Origin of the sequence: Streptomyces sp. NBC_00209, from assembly GCF_045206345.1 — a bacterium.
Classification (GTDB): domain Bacteria; phylum Actinomycetota; class Actinomycetes; order Streptomycetales; family Streptomycetaceae; genus Streptomyces.
This window is the reverse complement of the sequence record NZ_CP108121.1, coordinates 3,878,526-3,895,556: the sequence shown is the minus strand read 5'-3', so window position 1 is coordinate 3,895,556 and position 17,031 is coordinate 3,878,526. Positions and strand designations below refer to the sequence as shown.

At 68.6% G+C, this 17,031-nt stretch carries 13 protein-coding genes and 1 pseudogene; 9 read left to right on the top strand and 5 right to left on the bottom strand.

The features are described 5' to 3' along the window. Nucleotides 1–21: 21 nt before the first annotated feature. The 8 genes from OG867_RS17635 (at nt 22) to OG867_RS17600 (ending at nt 11,097) form a co-directional block, all read left to right on the top strand. Entirely contained in the window at nt 22–1,308 is a 1,287-nt protein-coding gene (locus tag OG867_RS17635; RefSeq protein WP_406286499.1) for a conjugal transfer protein, read from the top strand. Between the two features lie 66 nt (nt 1,309–1,374). After that, the gene (locus OG867_RS17630; protein WP_328900900.1) at nt 1,375–1,716 is read left to right on the top strand and encodes a hypothetical protein; all 342 of its coding nucleotides are present in this window, start codon (nt 1,375–1,377) and stop codon (nt 1,714–1,716) included. Then, nucleotides 1,713–2,300: a TcpE family conjugal transfer membrane protein gene (locus OG867_RS17625; protein ID WP_406286495.1), complete on the top strand. Its 588-nt coding sequence runs from the start codon at nt 1,713–1,715 to the stop codon at nt 2,298–2,300. The genes OG867_RS17630 and OG867_RS17625 overlap by 4 nt, the downstream gene beginning before the upstream one ends. A gap of 22 nt (nt 2,301–2,322) precedes the next feature. Beyond that, entirely contained in the window at nt 2,323–4,953 is a 2,631-nt protein-coding gene (locus OG867_RS17620; protein ID WP_406286492.1) for an ATP-binding protein, read from the top strand. Then, a complete protein-coding gene (locus OG867_RS17615) occupies nt 4,950–7,340 on the top strand; it encodes a hypothetical protein (protein WP_406286490.1) in 2,391 nt (796 codons plus the stop codon). Before OG867_RS17620 ends, OG867_RS17615 begins: the two co-directional genes overlap by 4 nt. Continuing rightward, on the top strand, nt 7,337–8,518 hold the full coding sequence (locus OG867_RS17610; RefSeq protein WP_406286488.1) for a C40 family peptidase: 1,182 nt from the start codon (nt 7,337–7,339) through the stop codon (nt 8,516–8,518). Before OG867_RS17615 ends, OG867_RS17610 begins: the two co-directional genes overlap by 4 nt. Beyond that, nucleotides 8,515–9,162 carry a hypothetical protein gene (locus tag OG867_RS17605; protein ID WP_406286486.1) on the top strand — a complete coding sequence of 216 codons (648 nt, stop codon included), beginning with the start codon at nt 8,515–8,517 and terminating at the stop codon, nt 9,160–9,162. Before OG867_RS17610 ends, OG867_RS17605 begins: the two co-directional genes overlap by 4 nt. A 1,053-nt stretch (nt 9,163–10,215) precedes the next feature. Continuing rightward, entirely contained in the window at nt 10,216–11,097 is an 882-nt protein-coding gene (locus tag OG867_RS17600) for a TRM11 family SAM-dependent methyltransferase (protein WP_406286484.1), read from the top strand. A 444-nt stretch (nt 11,098–11,541) separates the two neighbouring features. On the opposite strand, the pseudogene OG867_RS17595 reads toward OG867_RS17600, so the two are convergent. Next, nucleotides 11,542–12,344 (bottom strand): annotated as a pseudogene (locus OG867_RS17595) (IS5 family transposase); the annotation flags it as partial. 156 nt (nt 12,345–12,500) lie between these two features. On the opposite strand from OG867_RS17595, the gene OG867_RS17590 reads away from it, so the two are divergent. Then, complete coding sequence (locus OG867_RS17590; protein ID WP_326660559.1) at nt 12,501–13,115, top strand: hypothetical protein; 615 nt, start codon at nt 12,501–12,503, stop codon at nt 13,113–13,115. Nucleotides 13,116–13,136: 21 nt separating this feature from the next. Here the strand turns inward: OG867_RS17590 and OG867_RS17585 are convergent, their stop codons facing one another. The 4 genes from OG867_RS17585 to OG867_RS17570 all read right to left on the bottom strand — a co-directional run bounded on the left by OG867_RS17585 (nt 13,137) and on the right by OG867_RS17570 (nt 17,009). Then, nucleotides 13,137–14,267: an IS630 family transposase gene (locus OG867_RS17585; RefSeq protein WP_406286482.1), complete on the bottom strand. Its 1,131-nt coding sequence runs from the start codon at nt 14,265–14,267 to the stop codon at nt 13,137–13,139. Nucleotides 14,268–14,431: 164 nt separating this feature from the next. Further along, the gene (locus OG867_RS17580) at nt 14,432–15,178 is read right to left on the bottom strand and encodes an ATP-binding cassette domain-containing protein (RefSeq protein WP_406286480.1); all 747 of its coding nucleotides are present in this window, start codon (nt 15,176–15,178) and stop codon (nt 14,432–14,434) included. After that, nucleotides 15,175–15,759, bottom strand: a complete 585-nt coding sequence (locus OG867_RS17575; RefSeq protein ID WP_406286477.1) for a hypothetical protein — start codon at nt 15,757–15,759, stop codon at nt 15,175–15,177. The genes OG867_RS17580 and OG867_RS17575 overlap by 4 nt, the downstream gene beginning before the upstream one ends. After that, nucleotides 15,747–17,009, bottom strand: coding sequence for a hypothetical protein (locus tag OG867_RS17570; protein WP_406286475.1), 1,263 nt, complete (start codon nt 17,007–17,009; stop codon nt 15,747–15,749). Before OG867_RS17570 ends, OG867_RS17575 begins: the two co-directional genes overlap by 13 nt. Nucleotides 17,010–17,031: the final 22 nt, after the last annotated feature.

Sequence of the window (17,031 nt, the reverse complement as noted above, 5' to 3'; positions counted from 1 at the left end):
GACCGCTCAGGGAGACATGCGATGAAGCGCGGCCTCAGGCTGGCGAACAAGAAGCAGAAGACCACCGAACAGGCACCGCCGAAGCCGAAGGCCACGCGCACCTCGCGCTACGCCACGGCTCCCCAGGCGGTGCCCGCCGAGGCCACCGGCGAGGAGGAGACCGACGAGCTGGACGAGGCGGCCACCGGCTGGCAGCAGACCACCGTCAAGATGGCGGGCCTCACCAGGCTGGTCACCGTCGTCGTCTGGATCATGGTCGTCGCCGGACCGCTGCTGGGGTTCTTCGCGGTCGCCCTGGCCGGCTCCTCGCAGGCGCCGGCGACGTCCGGCAAGCAGGGCGGGACCGGCTCCGTCCCGTCCGCCACCGGGCCCTCGGGGTTCGCCGAGCTGTACGTAGCGGCGTATCTGGCGGCGGGCGAGGGCACGGAGGAGGAACTGCTTCCGTACTACTCCGAGCCGGTGACCCTGGCGAACGATCCCGGCTCGCGCTCCGCGTCGAACGTCGTCACCGTGGCGGCCCAGCAGGCGGAGAAGGGCTACTGGTCGGTGACGGTCGCGGCCCGGATCGCGGCGAAGGACAAGGCCGGCAAGATGAAGGACCGGGGCATGCACTACTACCGGGTCGGCGTCCAGGTCTCGGGCACGCCGGACGCGGGCGGCACGATCGACCCGTCGAAGGCCACCGAGGTGCCGGCGTCCCCGGCCGCCTCGGGCCCGGCCCCGTCCCCGGCGCAGTCCTCGCCCGCCGCCCAGGCGTCGCCGCAACCGAGCGGTTCCGCCCCGGCCCCCGCACCCCGGGGCCCGGCGGCGCTCTACGCGGCGACCTCCCTGCCGGCCGAGGTCAACGCCCCGGCCGCCGCCCAGCACGGCGACCTGGCCTACGGATCGGACCGGGGCGTCAGCGCCGACAACCCCGTGACCGACACGGTGAGCCGCTTCCTCGCGGCCTACCTGACCGGACAGGGCGAGCTCAACCGCTACGTGTCCCCCGGCCTCCAGGTCGCGGCTATCACGCCCGCCCCGTACGAGTCCACCCTGCTCACCGGCCTCCGGGACGACCAGGCGGCCGACAGCGACGACACGGACGCGGTCCCCGAGGACGGCACGCAGCGGCACGTACTGGTCTCCGTGAGCGCGACGACCGGCGGCCAGGACTACCTGCTCGGCTACGCACTCACCCTGACCACCCGGGACGGGCGCTGGGAGGTGGCGTCGTTCGACACCGCCCCGGTGCTGTCCCCGGACCGGACCGGACCGGTCGCCGACAACACCGGTGACGCACCGGACGCCTCGTCGGACGAGTCCTGAGACGCCCCGGCGGACGCCGCCGGGGAACGACGCACCACCCAGCTGATCACACGAGGGGAAATGACAGTGAGTTACGCAGAGCACACCGACATGGTGCAACTGGCTGTGGACGGGGACGTCTTCAAGTGGGTCAAGGGCACCCTCGGCGACATCAAGAAACTGGCCGTCCTGGCCGCCACGGTCATGGCGATCGTCGGCACGGTCATGGCGTACGTGAAGACGAAGTCCTGGGCGGGCACCCTGACCGCCGCCATCCTGGGGGCCGTCGTGGTCTTCGCCGTCGGCAGCATGGACGCGCTCAGCAACATGGTCGACAGCGAGGTGCCCGACGCTCCGAAGGACTCGATCTCCGTGGTCGAGCCCTATGAGCCGCTGAACACCGCGGTGAGCCCGGCCGACCTGCTGTGAGCGGCGGGCAGCCGTCCGACGGGAAGCCGCTGATCGGGCGTTCGTACACCCGGGCACGCAAGCACCCTCTCGTCATCGGCAAGCTCCCCGGCGGCGGGCGGATCCCCGGCGGCCCGTACACGATCACCCAGATCGTGACCATGGTGGGGGTCTTCGTACTCCTGCTGGGCCTCCGGGATCTGTGGGCGTTCTTCGGACTCGGGAACGCCCTGGTCCTGGTCGTCGTCCCGTGGGGACTCGCGTGGCTGATGCGGTACGCCCGGATGGACGGCCGTGACCCCGCGCGGGCCCTGCTCGGACTGCTGGCCTACGGCACCTCACCGCCGGGGGGCCGGCTGGCCGGCCGCCCGCAACGGACCTTCAAGACCAAGCTGGTGACGGGACGGGTGACCGTCAACGTGCGGCTCCCCGCGGAGCCCGCGCCGTCCCCCGCCCCCGAGGCCCGCCCGGTACGGCTCGTCACCACGACGGGCCGTACCGGTGGGCTCCCTGCCGAGGCGGCACCGCCCGCAGCCGGCTCCGCGCCGGCCCGGCCCCGTACCCGCCTCCAGGAACTGCTCGACGAAGCAGAGCGGCAGCACTGAACCGAAGGATGGATGAACTGCCATGCGTCTTCCCGTGCGCCACATCAGCGGCCATCTGATCTGGACCACCAACGCGACGGTGTGGGCCGTGTGGCGGGTCGATTCCGACAACTACAGCCACGCCTCCAAGGCGGCCAAGCACGAACGGCTCAACGCCCTGGAGTCCCTGTTCAAGGCGATCAAGGGCGAGGCCCTGCTGCTCAGCCTCTGCCCGCAGGTGGACGCGGCCAGCGTGGTCACCCGCATGACGGCGGGGATCGACCTGGACGCGTCCCCGGAGTACGTGGACCTGTCCCTGCGGGTCCTGGACGAGCTGGAGGAGATGGAGCTCTCGGGACGGGTCGACTTCCTGGCCGTCCCGATGAAGCACACCGACTTCAAGCAGGGCGCGTTCGCGGTCCTGTCCTCCACCCACTACGAGATCATGAACACCCTCGGACTGCCCACCACCCCGGTCGGCAAGGCCGAGGAGGAGCGCCGGATCGAGCAGGCCCGGCACCTCGCGGCGACCTGGCCGAGCGCCATCCGGCTCCGGCCCGCCACCGAGGGCGAGATCCTGTGGATCTACGGCCACTGCGCGCGCCGGGGCCTGGCCGAGCCGCTGCTCCCGGAGCACGACGAGCCGCGCTCGGTGGTGGGGCGCGGGCGCCCCGTGGCCGCGTACAGCGAAGTGATCCTGGACGAGGGCGGGCGCGGCGACGGCATCCAGGAGCGGCGCGGCGTCCCGCTCAACCCCTTCCGGCACCGCTATGTGAAGTCCCGTACCGAATTCGGCGACAGCTACCAGTCGTTCTCGATCCTGGCCGAGATGCCGGACGCCTTCGCCTTCCCCGGCAGCGAATACCTGGCCGCCCTGGACGACTTCGGGTTCCCGGTGGACTGGGCGGTCCGGCTGCACATCGAGCAGGGCTCCAAGGCCGAGCCCAAGTCGCGCCGGCAGGCCCGCGAACTCGCGCACCAGCGCGGGGAGTACGACGGTGAGACGGCGGGCATCCCGGCCAGCCTGGACAAGGCGAGCACCGCGCTCAACGAGTACCGCTCCCGGCTCACCTCGTCCTCGACGGAGGTCGAGATCAGGGCGAGCGTGGTGACCTGCGTGTGGGGCGGGACGCCGGAGGAGACCGAGGAGAAGGCCGCCGCTCTGATCAACCACTTCGGCGGCAACGACTACACGCTCGTCCGCCCGATCGGTGAGCAGACGTCCCTCTTCCACAGCATGCTCCCGGGCACGGCCACGCCCCGGGTGATGAACGACTACGCCCAGTTCCTGCTGGCCAGGGACTTCGCGATGTCCCTGCCGTTCTGCGGACAGGCGCTCGGCGACGACGGCGGCTCGCTCTTCGGCCTCCAGCTCAACGGCGGCGGCGCCCGCCCGGTCCTGGTCGACTTCAGCCTGGGCCCGCGCATGAACGCCTCGGCGTCCGCCGTGTTCATCGGCGAGCTGGGCTCCGGCAAGTCGGTCGCCATGAAGACCGCGATGTACTCGATCCTGACGACCGGCCGGCGCGTCGGGCGCTCCCGCAGCCGCGGCCGGGCGCTGGCCATCGACCGTACGCCCCAGCAGGAATGGGCCCGGTTCGCGCGCGCCTGCCCCGGCGAGACCCAGGTGATCACCGTCGACGAGGACGCCTCGGTGTCGCTGGACCCGCTGCGCGTCTTCAAGGGCCCGCGCGCCGCCCGTTACACCGAGTCCTTCCTGACCCCGCTGCTGGACATCGCCTCGATGTCCACCGAGGGCGTGACGCTCGCGGACGCCATCGACGCCACGCACAAGGCGCCCGATCCCAGCATGCGGCTGCTCCTGGAGACCCTGACGGATCGCGCGCAGACGCCCGATCCGCTGGACCCGGACGACCACAACGTCCGGGCTTCGGCGAGCGAACTGGCCCGGAAGCTGCGGTCGCTGGCCAAGAAGGACCTGGGCCGGGTGATCTTCGACCCGAGCCTGCCGATCGTGGAGATCACCGACGCCGACACGATCATCTTCTCCGCCGCCAACATCGGTCTGCCCAAGAAGACCGAGCTGGAGGGCCACCGGCTGTCCAGCCTGGAGGTCGAGAAGAAGTTCGGCTGGCGCCTGATGTATCTGGTGGCCGCCCTCTGCCGCGAGATCGCCTTCGCCGACCCGGAGGAGTTCGTCGGCGTCTTCCTGGACGAGTGCTGGTGGCTGACCTCGTCCGCCGAGGGTACGGAACTGCTCCTGGAGATCATCAACGACGGCCGTAAGCACGGCTGCGGCGCCTTCGCCGGCTCCCACGACCCGTACGACGTCGGCCCGGCCAACTCCGAGTACGGCGAGAAGATCCGGGGCCTGGTCTCGCACCGGTTCCTCTTCCGCCACCGCAACCGCCAACTGGCCGCGCGCGGCCTCGATTTCCTGGGCCTGGACAGCACCGACCCGGAGCTGCTGAAGCTGGTCACCGAGAACCTGTCGCCGATCAACGTCTCCGACGACGAACGGCTGCTGCGTTCCGGCGAATGCCTCTACTACGACCTGAAGAAGCGGATCGGCGGCATGAAGGTCCTGATCCCGGCGGACGAGCACGCGGCCGAGGCCATCCACACGACCCCGGGCCGCGCCACGCTGGACGAGCCCGCCGAGGCCATCGAGGCGGCCGACGCCATGGAAGCGGTGGAGGCGCAGCGCATATGACCGTACTCACGGGGGTGCTCCAGCAGCGCCGCACCTGGCTGCGGCTGCTGGTGCTGGTCGGCGTGCCGATCCTGCTCATGGTGCTGTTCTCGCACCATGCCTGGGCGGGCGAATGCAACCCCAAGGACAAGATTCCCGATCTGCTCTGCGAGCCGCCGAAGCCCAAGGACAGCGGCAAGGTCCTCGGCATCTTCGACGTGGTCGACAAGAACGGCGTCCCGATCAGCGCTTATGGTCTCAACGTCGACCAGGGCGGCATGCTCGACGTCATCAGCAAGATCATCGCCTTCCTGATCGGCGTCGGCTTCAACGTCCTGCGGACCGTCATCGGCTTCGCGTGCTGGCTGGTCGACTGGTCCCTGGACTTCGGTCTGGCCAAGTATCTGCTCGACCCGGTCTCCGACATCGCCGGAACGATCCGCCGCCAGGTGATCGACAGCCTGGGCCTGAAGATCCTCTTCCTGACGATCGTCGCGGTGTACGCCGGCTACCTCATCCTGTTCAAGCAGCGGTCCAAGGGCTGGATCGAGATCTGCACCTCCCTCGTGATCGCCTCGATCGCCACCATCACCCTGGCCAGCCCCGGTGTCGTCCTGATGGGGCAGAAGGATCAGAACGGCAACCTGGACAACAGCGGTGTCCTCGGCAAGACCAGGCAGTTCTCCCTGGACATCGCCGACGTGATCCTGGAGGACAGGTGCGCGAAGGACGGGGTGTCCCCGGCCAAGGAGGGCGCGCCCGTCAGCACCTGCGACGGCCAGGGGAAGGGCAGGTCCGGCAGCGACTCGGTCAGCAGGCCCATCACCGACGGCCTCGTCGACGCCTTCATCCAGCGCCCGGTGTGGCTGCTGTACACCCACAAGCCCATCGACGGGGCGTGCAGCGCCGCGTACGGGCAGGCCACGCTCGCCCGCTACAACTTCAACCGGCTCGTGCTGCCCCGGATGATCGAGGAAATGCAGGAGAAGGAGAAGAACAAGGGCTGGCTGAAAAAGCTCGGTGACGCCTTCAGCGACGCGTTCTCCCTCGACGGGCTGAAGAACAACCTCCTGCTCGCCACGGGCAACCCCTGGGCCATCTACACCGTGGTCAAGAACGAACAGCGCGAGGCCGTCGAGGAGTTCAAGAAGGAGGCGAGGAAGAGCGACGCTTGGCAGACGTTCATCAGCGGTGAGAACGGCGACGACCGCGCGACGGACCCGAAGGTCAAGAAGGCGTGCGGCGACGACGTCCCCATGGACAACCAGCAGATCTCCGCCTCGCTGGACAACCTGATCAGCGTCTGGTTCATCGCGCTCGCCGCGATCATCGTCGTGGTGCTGGTGGTGGCGGTCTCCTGCACCTTCCTGGCCTCCCAGATCTGGATGGCGCTGGAAGTCATCCGGGCCCAGCCGGCCATGGTCGCCGGCATCCTGCCGGGCGGCGGCCGCACCGCGATGTGGAACTGGGTGTCGGGGGTCGTACGCGTCATCCTGGCCATCTTCCTGTCGGTGATGTTCCTGGCCTTCTTCCTGGTCATGGTCATCGCCCTGCTGAACGCCGACACCGGCGACACCATGACGGTGAAGTTCCTGACCATCGACTTCCTGGCCGTGGCCTTCCTGGTCTTCCGGAAGAAGATCACCGCGGCGGCCAAGAACATCTCCACCAACTTCGGCCAGCGGATGGGCACGAAGACCGGCACCAACGTCGACCCGGACGACGTGGCCGCCAACTCCTTCCAGGGCGCCACCGCGAACGGCAAGTCCGGCCTGGACCAGCTCAAGGACGACGGGGCCACCCTCAGCAAGGTCGGCGGCCGCGCCCGCGACCTCTGGAAGGGCAAGGCACCGGGCGGCGGAGGCGGATCGGGCGGCGGAGGCGGAGGCGGCGGTGCCGGCTCCGGCTCCGGCAGGCCGAAGAAGCGCCTCAAGGACCGGGTCCAGGGCGCCGTCAAGCTGGGCACCACCGTCGCGGCGGCCGTCGGCTCCGGCGGCACCAGCGCCGCGGTCCAGGCCACGGCGAAGGCCGCCCTCAAGGCCCGCCTCAAGAAGGCGGCGACGAACCGGCTCCAGAAGAACCGCGTCGGCCGGGCCACCCTCACGGCGGCCCGCACCGGCCGGTACCTGAAGAACGAGGCCCCGGTCACCCGGAGCAGGTTCCGCAACGCCGCTGCCGCCGAGCGGCGCAACCTCGCGGACAGCGTCCCGCCGACCGACGGCGAGCGCGCCCGCGACTCGCAGCGGGAGGCCGCCCGCCGGATGCGCCAGACCAGGAGCCGGCAGCGCAGCGGCAGCCAGCAGGTGAACGGTACGGTCAACAGCCGCCGCAACCAGCAGCGCAACGCACGGCGCTCCGCCGGCCGGGGCGGCCGCCGCACGCCACGCGGTGGGGGTAGCGGCGGGTGAGCGCGGCCAAGGCCGAGCCGATGAGCAGTGGCAAGAAGTGGGCCATCGGCTTGGCCGTCACCGCCTTCGCCCCGTGGATCTTCTTCATCATCGCCGTCTTCATCGCGGCGAGCATGCTCCCGGGGGGCTCGGCGAGCGAGGAACGCGTGCCGGTGCAGGTCAGCTGCGTCAAGGTGGCGGGCATCCCGAAGCCCACCTGCGAGGCGTATCTGTCGGCGGAGGAGAAGATCAAGCAAGTCCGCCCCAAGTGCAAGAACCTCAGCTGGACCCTGCTGGCCGGCATCGGCAAGATCGAGTCCCACCACGGCACGTTCATGGACCGCAAGGTCATCGACGAGTACGGGGACGAGTACGGCAACGTGGAACCGCCGGTCATCGGCCCGGTCCTGGACGGCACCCACAACACCCAGCGGATCTACGACACCGACAACGGCAAGTACGACGGCGACACCACGTACGACCGGGCCGTGGGCCCCACCCAGTTCATCCCGCAGACCTGGGAGAGCGTCGCCCAGGACGGTGACGACGACGGCGACACCGACCCGCAGAACGTCTTCGACTCGGCGCTGAGCACGGCGGCGCTCCTCTGCGGCAAGGGCGCCGTCGACATGTCCGACCCGAAGACCGAGCACGACGCGGTCTTCCGGTACAACCACTCCGAGGAGTACGTCACCAACGTCCTGAACGCCAAGGCGGAGTACGACGCCCTGGGCGACATCTCCGGGCCGGTCAACGCCACCGGGAAGGCCAAGAGAATCATCGACGCAGCCAAGTCGCAGAAGGGCCAGCCCTATTCATGGGGCGGCGGGGACACCCTGGGCCCCGGGTACGGCATCTGCTGCTCCCCGGGCGGCCACTCCGGCCGGGGCATCAAGGGCTTCGACTGCTCGGGTCTGACCGAGTACGCCTACGGGAGGGTGGGCATCATGATCGGAGGCACCGCGCAGGCGCAGCACGACAGCGGGAGGGTGCGGGTCACCCACCAGCGGAACCTGAAGGACGCCAAGCCGGGCGATCTCCTGTTCTTCTCGGACAACCCGGGAAGCGGGAGGGGGATCTTCCACGTGTCCATCTTTCTGGGCGGCAACCGGCAGATAGAGGCGCCGAAACCGAACGACTTCGTCAAGGAGTCCGACGTCCGGATGGGTTCCCTCGACAGCATCGGACATCTGAAGTGACCGGCGCGGAGCGCTCCGGCCTCGTGATGCTCGCCATGGCGGCGGTGCTGTCCGTGGTCGGCGTCGCGCTGCTCTGGCCCGACATGAGCGGGGGCCGGGCCCCGGTGGCCCGGCCCCCGGTCAGCTCACCGGTCCCGTCACCCACGACGGCCGCCCCCTCGCCCGAGGTCACCCCCACGGTGGGGCCGAAGCCGACGCCCGGCCCGTCCCGCACCACCGGGTCCCCGTCACCGTCCGCCTCCGCCCCCAGGGACGGCGACGACCTGGCGGGGTCGGTCAGCGACGCGGCCCTGCTGAAGTCGCTGCGGCTGAGCCGCCAGGCGGACATCCCGCCCAGGCTGGAGGAACGCCTCGTGGACCTCGGCGGGAAGGTCCTGCTCGCCGACGTCACCGGCACGGGCCGCAAGGCTTTCCCGGACTACTTCAAGGGCACGTCGGCCACGGACCGCTGGCGCGACTGCCGCATCCGCGCCGGTGTCGCAGAACGCTACGACAACCGCTCGGACGCGGCCCTCATCCACCTGGTGTGGGCCGGTACGAGCCCGATGGGCGAACGCGACGACCGCCGCCCGGCGACGGTGTTGCTGGTGCGGGACGTGGACGGCACGTGGGCGCCGCAGCCGCTGCCCGCGGAGGACGACTGACTCAGGGCAGCTCCACGTTCCCGCCGCGCCGCTGCCCCCGGCAGTCGAGGACGTACCGCGCGTGCTCCGCCATGTCCTCCATGGAGAACGCGTCGTGGTCGACCAGCAGCAGCACGACGTCCGCCGCCGACCCCGGGCCCCGGGCTGAACGGCATGCACCCGAAGGGCTTGATGGCCGCGGCCTCCAGGACGCCCCCAGATGTTGATGCCCAGGCCCCGGGCGAGGACGGCCAGTTCGTTCGCGAGCCCGATGTCGACGCGGGACGAGGTGGCGCGCCACCTTCCGGCCCGAGATATCGGCGGCGACCTCGTCGTGAGGGACGAAACACCGTTCCACCGGATCAAGCGCGCGGCCTTCCTGAAAAAGCTGCCGACCCCCGCGCCGGCCGATGCCGCGACCATATTGGAGGTCGGAAGCGGCCCGGCGGGAACGTCGACTGGCCGACCAGGAAGCGCAAGAAGGTCACCGGCTCCGACATATCACCGGAAATACTCGCGCAGGCCCTGATGAACGTAGAGGCGGAATTCGTCCAGACGGACGGAGGAGGATCGAGGCCGCGCTCCTCCCCGTCACTCGTGCGATCGACGCCGTCGTGCCGCCCGCGGTGGGGCTGACCAGGATGTCGTTCAGCCGCCGGAACTGAACGCCCCGCCGTCACCGGGGTGCGGTCGCCGGCTCGTGCCCCTTCTCGCGCACACGAGCCGGCCGCCGCCGCGGGACGACCCTGGGGACCCCGCGTGCCTGTCCGGTAGTCTTGCGGAATGCGTTATTTCATCCAGTACCCCGCTGGAACCGGTGAACTCGTCGCTGATGCCATGTCGCACTTTGTCGAGGACTTCCGTGTGGAGTACCAGGACGACAGCGCAATGCTCTTCGCCTCCAGTTCCTCCATGGAACGCGTCGCGTCCATTCCTTTCGCGAAGAACGCTTTCTATGTATGCGCCGAAACGCGTCGCGGAGATATCGACACGAACGTGTCCCGGCTGGCCGGATCGCTGAAGAAGTCGCAATTCCCGGACCTGCCGGGCGAACGTGGGCGGGGATTCCGCGTCATGGTTCACGTGGACGGCGAACTGTCGTCCATCGGCGGGGCCCCGAAGCGGGAGATCGAGCGCACGGTCGCCTCCTTCACGGGAATGCGCCTCGAACCCAGCGGCCGGGGACAGGAATACTGGGTCATCGGCCGCCTGGACATGGACAGCCTCATGTTCTGCGCCCGCCTCCCCAAGCCGGCCCGGCCCAAGAAGACGCGCGGCGCCCTCTCCCACGAGTTGTCGGCGATGCTCGTCCTGGCGTCCGAACCGCACCCCGAGGACACCTTCCTCGACCCCTTCGCCGGAAGCGGTTCCTTCGTCGTCACCCGGCTCGGCATGCCCGCCGAGGAGATCATCTACTCCGACCTGGACCTGGCCGAGCACCGCGACCAGCTGCCGGGCGAGGCGCTGCGCGACCGCCGGGTGCGGCTGCTCGCGGAGGACGCCATGAGCCTCCCGTCCCTCCCGGACGGTTCGGTCGACGTCATCGTGACCGACCCCCCGTGGGGCGAGCACGAGGAACTGCCCGTCCCGTACGAGGAGTTCGCGGCGAGCACCTGCGACTCCTTCGCCCGGGTCCTGCACCCCGCGCGCGGCCGCTTCGTCCTGCTCTGCAACCGCCGCGGCGCACCCGTCTTCGACCACGCCTTCGGTGCCGCCGGATTCCAGGTCCGCGCGACGCACGAGATCCTGGTCAACGGCCACCCCGCCACCGTCTTCGTCGGCGCCCGCCGGCCGGCCGACGCCATCGCGGACCACCCGGAAGCGGCCACCACCCCGGAAGCGGCCACTCCGGAAGCGGCCACCACCTCCCGCCGGACGCCCACCCGCCGCCCGAGCAAGCCGCTGCTCATCGGCATGAACACCTACCGCCGCTCCCTGGACCGCTTCTCCCGCTGACCCGGCCCCGCCGCGAGCCTGTCCAGCACACAACGCTGGAAACGCCCCGTTCACCCCACCAACGGCCCAGCGCCCCACCCGGGGTGAACCCAGAACCAACCCACCGGGAGACATGAAAAAGCCCCAGGTCACGGCGAGTGAGTCCTGGGGCTGATCCGAGCCGCCTTCGGGATTCGAACCCGAGACCTACGCATTACGAGGGCCTGCAAGATCATCCCGAGTGGTGCTGGGCGGTGTCTGTGAATCCCGTTTCCCCAGGTAGGAGACCTGAACCGCCCGCTACGCGTACCACCCGATCCATCCGGTGCCGCCTCGTCCGCTCACGCAGCGCTCACGCACTCCGGGCACGTGATCGTTTATCAGCCAATACGCGCCGACTCGACGACGCCGAGCTGTACCAACACGACGAAGAACTATGAGCTCGGGAATCATCCGGCACACAGGCACTGATCGGTGGCAGATGAGGACTGCGGATATGCCGACGAAGGCAAGGAAGTGCTCGGGTTTGCGTTCGTAGCGGCGGTGCAGGCGTCGGCAGCCGGCCAGCCAGGAAGCGGTTCGTTCGACGACCCAGCGGTGGCGGCCGAGCCGGGCGGAGGCTCAACGCCCCTGTGGGCGCGGCGGTGACGTATGCCGCGCCTGCGGAGCCATCGCCGCAGATGGTCGTAGTCGTAGCCCTTGCCCGCGTGCAGCTTCCCCGGTCGCCTGCGGCGGGGCCCACAAGGGGATCGGATGGGCGGGATCCCGCGCACGAGCGGTTCCAGGCCCTGACGATCGTGCATGTTGGCGCCAGCGATACCCAAAGACAGCGGCAGTCCGTTCCGGTCGGTGACCAGATGGTTTCGATCCCAACTTGCCACGGTCAGTCGGATTCGGTCCCCTCAGAAGCCCCCTTTTGCCGCCCGGACGCTGACGGAGTCGATCGCGCACCGCGACCAGTCCAGCTCACCCCGCGCCCCGAGTTCGTCCAGGACCACACGGTGGAGCCGGGCCCAGACCCGGTCCCCGCTCCACTTGGCGAACCGCCGTTAGACCGTCTGCCAGGCCGGACCGAAAACCGGCGGAAGCTGCCTCCACGTGCAGCCCGACGTCGCCACGAACACGATTGCGGCCAGGGCCTCACGGTCACCAGCCCGACGCCTGCCCCCGCCCTGCGGACGCCTCACCTCTGTGGGCTGTACGACCCGCCGGAACAACACCCACAACGCATCCGGCACCGAACGCTCAACTAGTCCCGTATCAGGCAATGTCCGCCCTGTTCTGATGGGTGGGTTGTCGCCTGGTAGCGTCGCTCTCTTCGGCTGGGGCAGCCTGCTGGAGTCTTGATGGGGTGCACGGTGACTTCTCCAGATGGCGATGTCCTTGCCGCTGCGGTGGCGAGGGTCGCGACGACCTTCGGCGGCATGACGGCCCAAGCGGACGAGACTGTGTGCGGCCGGTGCTTCGATGAGGTCGAGGTCGAGCTCCTGCGGACTCCTGACGTCCGTCTCCCGACGGATCTTGTCGGCCGGGTCGCGCAGAAAGATCCTTTCCACTGGGACGACCAGCCCGCGATCATCCGTCGGGTCCTGCCGCAGCTCGTCGTGGTGCTCGCCGAGGGCGCGGTCGAGTCCACTCTCATGGCTCGTGGACTGGCCGCGGCGGGCTGGTCGCGGTGGCCCCGCGAGCAGGCTGGGGCGGTGGCCGGTTTCCTGGAGGCGTGGTGGACACAGGCCCTGCGGGTGGAGTCGCCACCGACCCCGGCGTGCGAGGTCTTCGAGAGCTGTGTGACCGCGAGTTCCTCAGTCGCCCCGTGGCTCGCCCGCTGGGAGGTGGAGAGGGGCACGGTCGCCCGCCACCATCTGACTGAGAGCGTCGGCTGGTGGCGGGAGGAGTTGACGTCCGACGACTCGCCGTTCACCTGGTGGTGGGGCACCGCGGCGGAGGAACAGGCCGCCTGGCACGAGGTTAAGACATGGCTGGCCGCTCAGACCCAGGCAACCGTGGTGCCGGACGGACTGTGGCCTGACCGGCAGTAGTGACCGCCGACGAGATCGGGTTCAGGCGACATTCGCTCCGGCCACGACCATGCGGAGGCGCTGGTCAGCAGCGTGGTTGTTCCGCCAGATGATGTAGCGGCGGATCATGCTGCCCTGTTCCTTGTGGTCCGCGTGGTCGGTGCCGTCGAGGGTGAAGTAGCGCTGGGCCGTGAACTGGGCCTCGATGCGGTTGAGCCAGGAGCTGTTGGTCGGGGTGTAGGCCATCTCGACGTTGTTCGCCGCAGCCCAGGTGCCGACGCGCTGGCACCTCTTCGTGGTCAGGTGCGGTGAGAAGTTGTCACTCACGATCGCGATCCGGACCTCGGGCGGGTAGAGGCTGCGCAGGTAGCGGCAGAACTCCAGGAACTGGGTGCGTTTCTTGATCGGTTTGATGTGGCCGTAGAGCTTGTCCTTGGCCAGGTCGAGTGCGGCGAACAGGTGTCGCACTCCGCCGTAGCGGTTGTAGGTCGCCCGCCGCCGTCGTGGTTCGCGGTCGGGGTCCCTGTGCTTGCCGCCACGCTCGGCCCATTGCCGTCCGGGGTGGGGCATCAGGTTGAGCGGGCCGAACTCGTCCACGCAGAAAATGACTTCGGGCTCGCCGTCCTCGGGTATGACCTCGCCGTCGGCGATCGCATAGAGGTGCTCGACGCGGGCCTTCTTGGCCGCGTAGTCCGGGTCACGGGAGGTCTTCCAGGTCTTCAGGCGTTGAAAGGAGACGCCTTCCTCGCGGAGCAGGATGCGCAGTCCCTCGTGGCTGATGTCGTCGACCACCCCCTCGGCGACCAGGAAGTCCGCCAGCTTGGTCAGGCTCCACGTCGAAAACGGCAGGTCGTGCTCGGTCGGCTTGGACTTCGCGATCTTCTTGATCTCCCGGCGCTCGGGCAGGGTGAAGGTCCTGGGCCGGCCGCCGGAGTACTTCGGATACAGCGAGTCGAAGCCGTCCGTATTGAAGTTGTGGATCACATCCCGGACCCGGTCATGGCTGGTGAACGACACCTCGGCGATCTTCGCCACCGGCATGCCCTGCGCGGACAGCAACACCATCTGGGCACGCCGCCAGGTCACTACCGACCCGGTGCCCCTGCGGATGATCCGCAGCAGCCGTCTTCCCCCGTCGTCATCGATCTCGCGCACGCGTACTCGTTCTGCCACCCCGACAGGGTGACCGTCACACGCCGTGCGGCACAGCACCCGAACGGCGCGTCACATCACAACAGGGCAAACGTTGCTTGATCCGGCACTAGATCCGCCATGCATAGTTCAACGAACCATCACGCTATAAGAAACGCGCTCTAAATGCGTAAGCCTTGGCTGCATTAGCCACTTGGGTTGCTGTCGGAATCCAGGATTGTTGTATACGCGGCTTCGGCGGCACGGCCGGGCGCGACCCCGGGTGGGGTGTATGCCAAGAACTCCTTGGCTGTGCCGTTATGGAGGATCCGGCCTGCATGTAGGACGGTGACGTGATTCGCCTCCTCGGCAAGGTCCTGAATGTCGTGGGTGGACATCAGGATTCTTGCCTGGCCGGAAAGAGAGGCCAGCACGTCGCGAAAGGCTCGACGCTGCTGCGGGTCCAGTCCTGCGGTCGGCTCATCGAGCAGGAGGACTTGAGCGTCATGCACGAGCGTGGCCGCCACGCCCAGACGCCTCAACTGTCCGCCTGATAGGCGGTGAGTTTTCATGGCGGCTTGCTGGGTGAGGTTGACACGCTTCAGAGCGATTGCGGCCTTCTCGTGGGCTGTGGAGGCGGCCATACCCTTGAGCCATCCCGCATAGGCCACGTACTCGCGGGCGGTTAGCTGCGGCATCGGCTGTACGTGCTGCGGCAACCACCCGACGTTATGCCTGTATGGGCGAGCAGTTGATGGCACGCCGTCGAGTGCGACTGTTCCTAGTGCGGGTCGGATGGTGCCTGCGGCGAGCTTCAGCAGCGTGGATTTCCCGGCGCCGTTGGGGCCGAGGAGCACCGTCAGCCCGACGGGGAGGGCGTATGTGAAGTCGGTGAGGATCGGTCGGCTCCAACGCCGGTAGGCATAGGTCACGTTGTCGAAGTGCATCGTCATGTTGATTCCTGGCGTGTCCGAGGGAGAAGAATGAGGCCGCCCGCGAGCACGACCGTAGCTGCAACGGCGGCATGGACGGTGATCGCGGACTCCGGCAGAACGGTCCACGGGTCGGGATCGGGATAGGGACGGTGAGAGAAGAACACGACCAGTGCGATCCACGTCAAAGGCGCCGCAACGGCGGCCTGCCGCGCCCACGGCCGGACCAGGAGCATCAGGCCGGTCAGGAATGCGATGTTGCGCACCACCGACATGCCCGTGGACGACCAGAAGATCCCGGAGAAAGCCAGACAGCCGGCGAGAGTGCCCAGGACGAGCAACACATCACGCGCCGAGACCCGGCGGATGGCAGTCGCCTCAAAAGCGGTCAGTCGCGAGTCCAGTGAGAGGGAGAGTGCCGCCACGGTGGGGATGGGCAGAAAGACGATCAATACGGCCTGCTGGCTATTCGAGAAGAACGACGGCAGCAGTACGGACTCTTCGCCGATCCACACTGCCAGCCCCATCGACAGCACAGCAAGAGCGGTGAGCACCGTGAAGGTTCGGCGAGTCTTGAGCCACCATCGCATCAGACGTTGCATGCCTTCTTGGAGGTGGTGGTAAACCAGCGGGCCTGCTCCGTGGCCGGCCGGCTCAGCACACTGTGCAGAGTCCCGTCGACATCGCCCGGCGAGCCTTGCCGGTCAATCACTGCTCGAAGCCTTTCCCACGACGAGGTCGTGCCGGTGACCTGAGCGGACCACGCGATAACCACACGGCGCAGAAGAGGGTCTGGGCGTGCGCAGTTCATGCCTGTCGCAGCGATGACAACGGCGAATCTGGCGTCGCGGCGGCCGGTGGCCGCGGTCAGAGGAACGCGCCAGGTCGACGCTGTTGACGGGGTGGCAAAGCGCCCTTCGGGCAGCGTATCGATGACGGTCTCGGGCCGCAGTGGGACACCGGCCGCCGCGAAGTCGGACAGGACTCCCTTGGTGGCCTTCACGGCCTGCGGCAATGCCTCGGCGGTCTGCTCCGGCATACACACGGCCGTGTGCCCCGCGTCTCGACACTCCATGTTGACCGCGTAGGTCTTGAGCGGTGGGTTGTAGTCGTAGTTCTTGACCGCCTCGTAAGTGCTCGTGACGCCTGCGGCGCCGAGCACCAACGCGGCGGCCACGGCCACCATTCGGTGCAGTGCCGGAAGCCACCCCATCATCAGCGCGGCAGCGATGCTGCCGGTGAATGCAACGTGTGGCCAGAGCGCCCCCCAAGCGGGCGCCTCGCCGAACATCAACTGTTCGGGGAACGCGCCCGACACGTGCCGTACCCAGGGAGCATCGACGGTCACGGCGAATGCCACGGCCACCCAAGTCGCCACTGCAAGGATCGGCGCGGCGATGACTTTCGGTACCCACCGTCCGACGGCAAATCCGATCACCGCGTGCTCAACGCACACAATCATCCCTACAACCAACGGAGAGAGGCTGTCCCACGTTGGCCACGCGCCCTCTGTCGTGAGCGCCACCAGCACGGGAAGTGCCAGCATCGTCCAAGCCAGTGCGACAACCGGGAGCAGCGCCTGGGTAGCGATGCGGAACCGGGAGCGAGCGTTGTTCATGTCCCAGACACCGGCCTGCCGCAGGGTCGCGGACACCCATGCGGCCAGGGCGGAGGTGACGGCGTAGGCGAACGGGTAGGCGAATCGCAGCGGGTATGACGTGATCTCAGGTGCATATCCAAGGTTGTCGGCCGGAGGATGTCCAGGACCGAGGTAGTACATCAGCGGCAGTGCGAGGGCAACGGGCGCAGCCCACAAGGCTGGCGAAGTGCGGAACAGTACGGTGATCTTCACGGTCTTCCCGTCGGGACGGTGA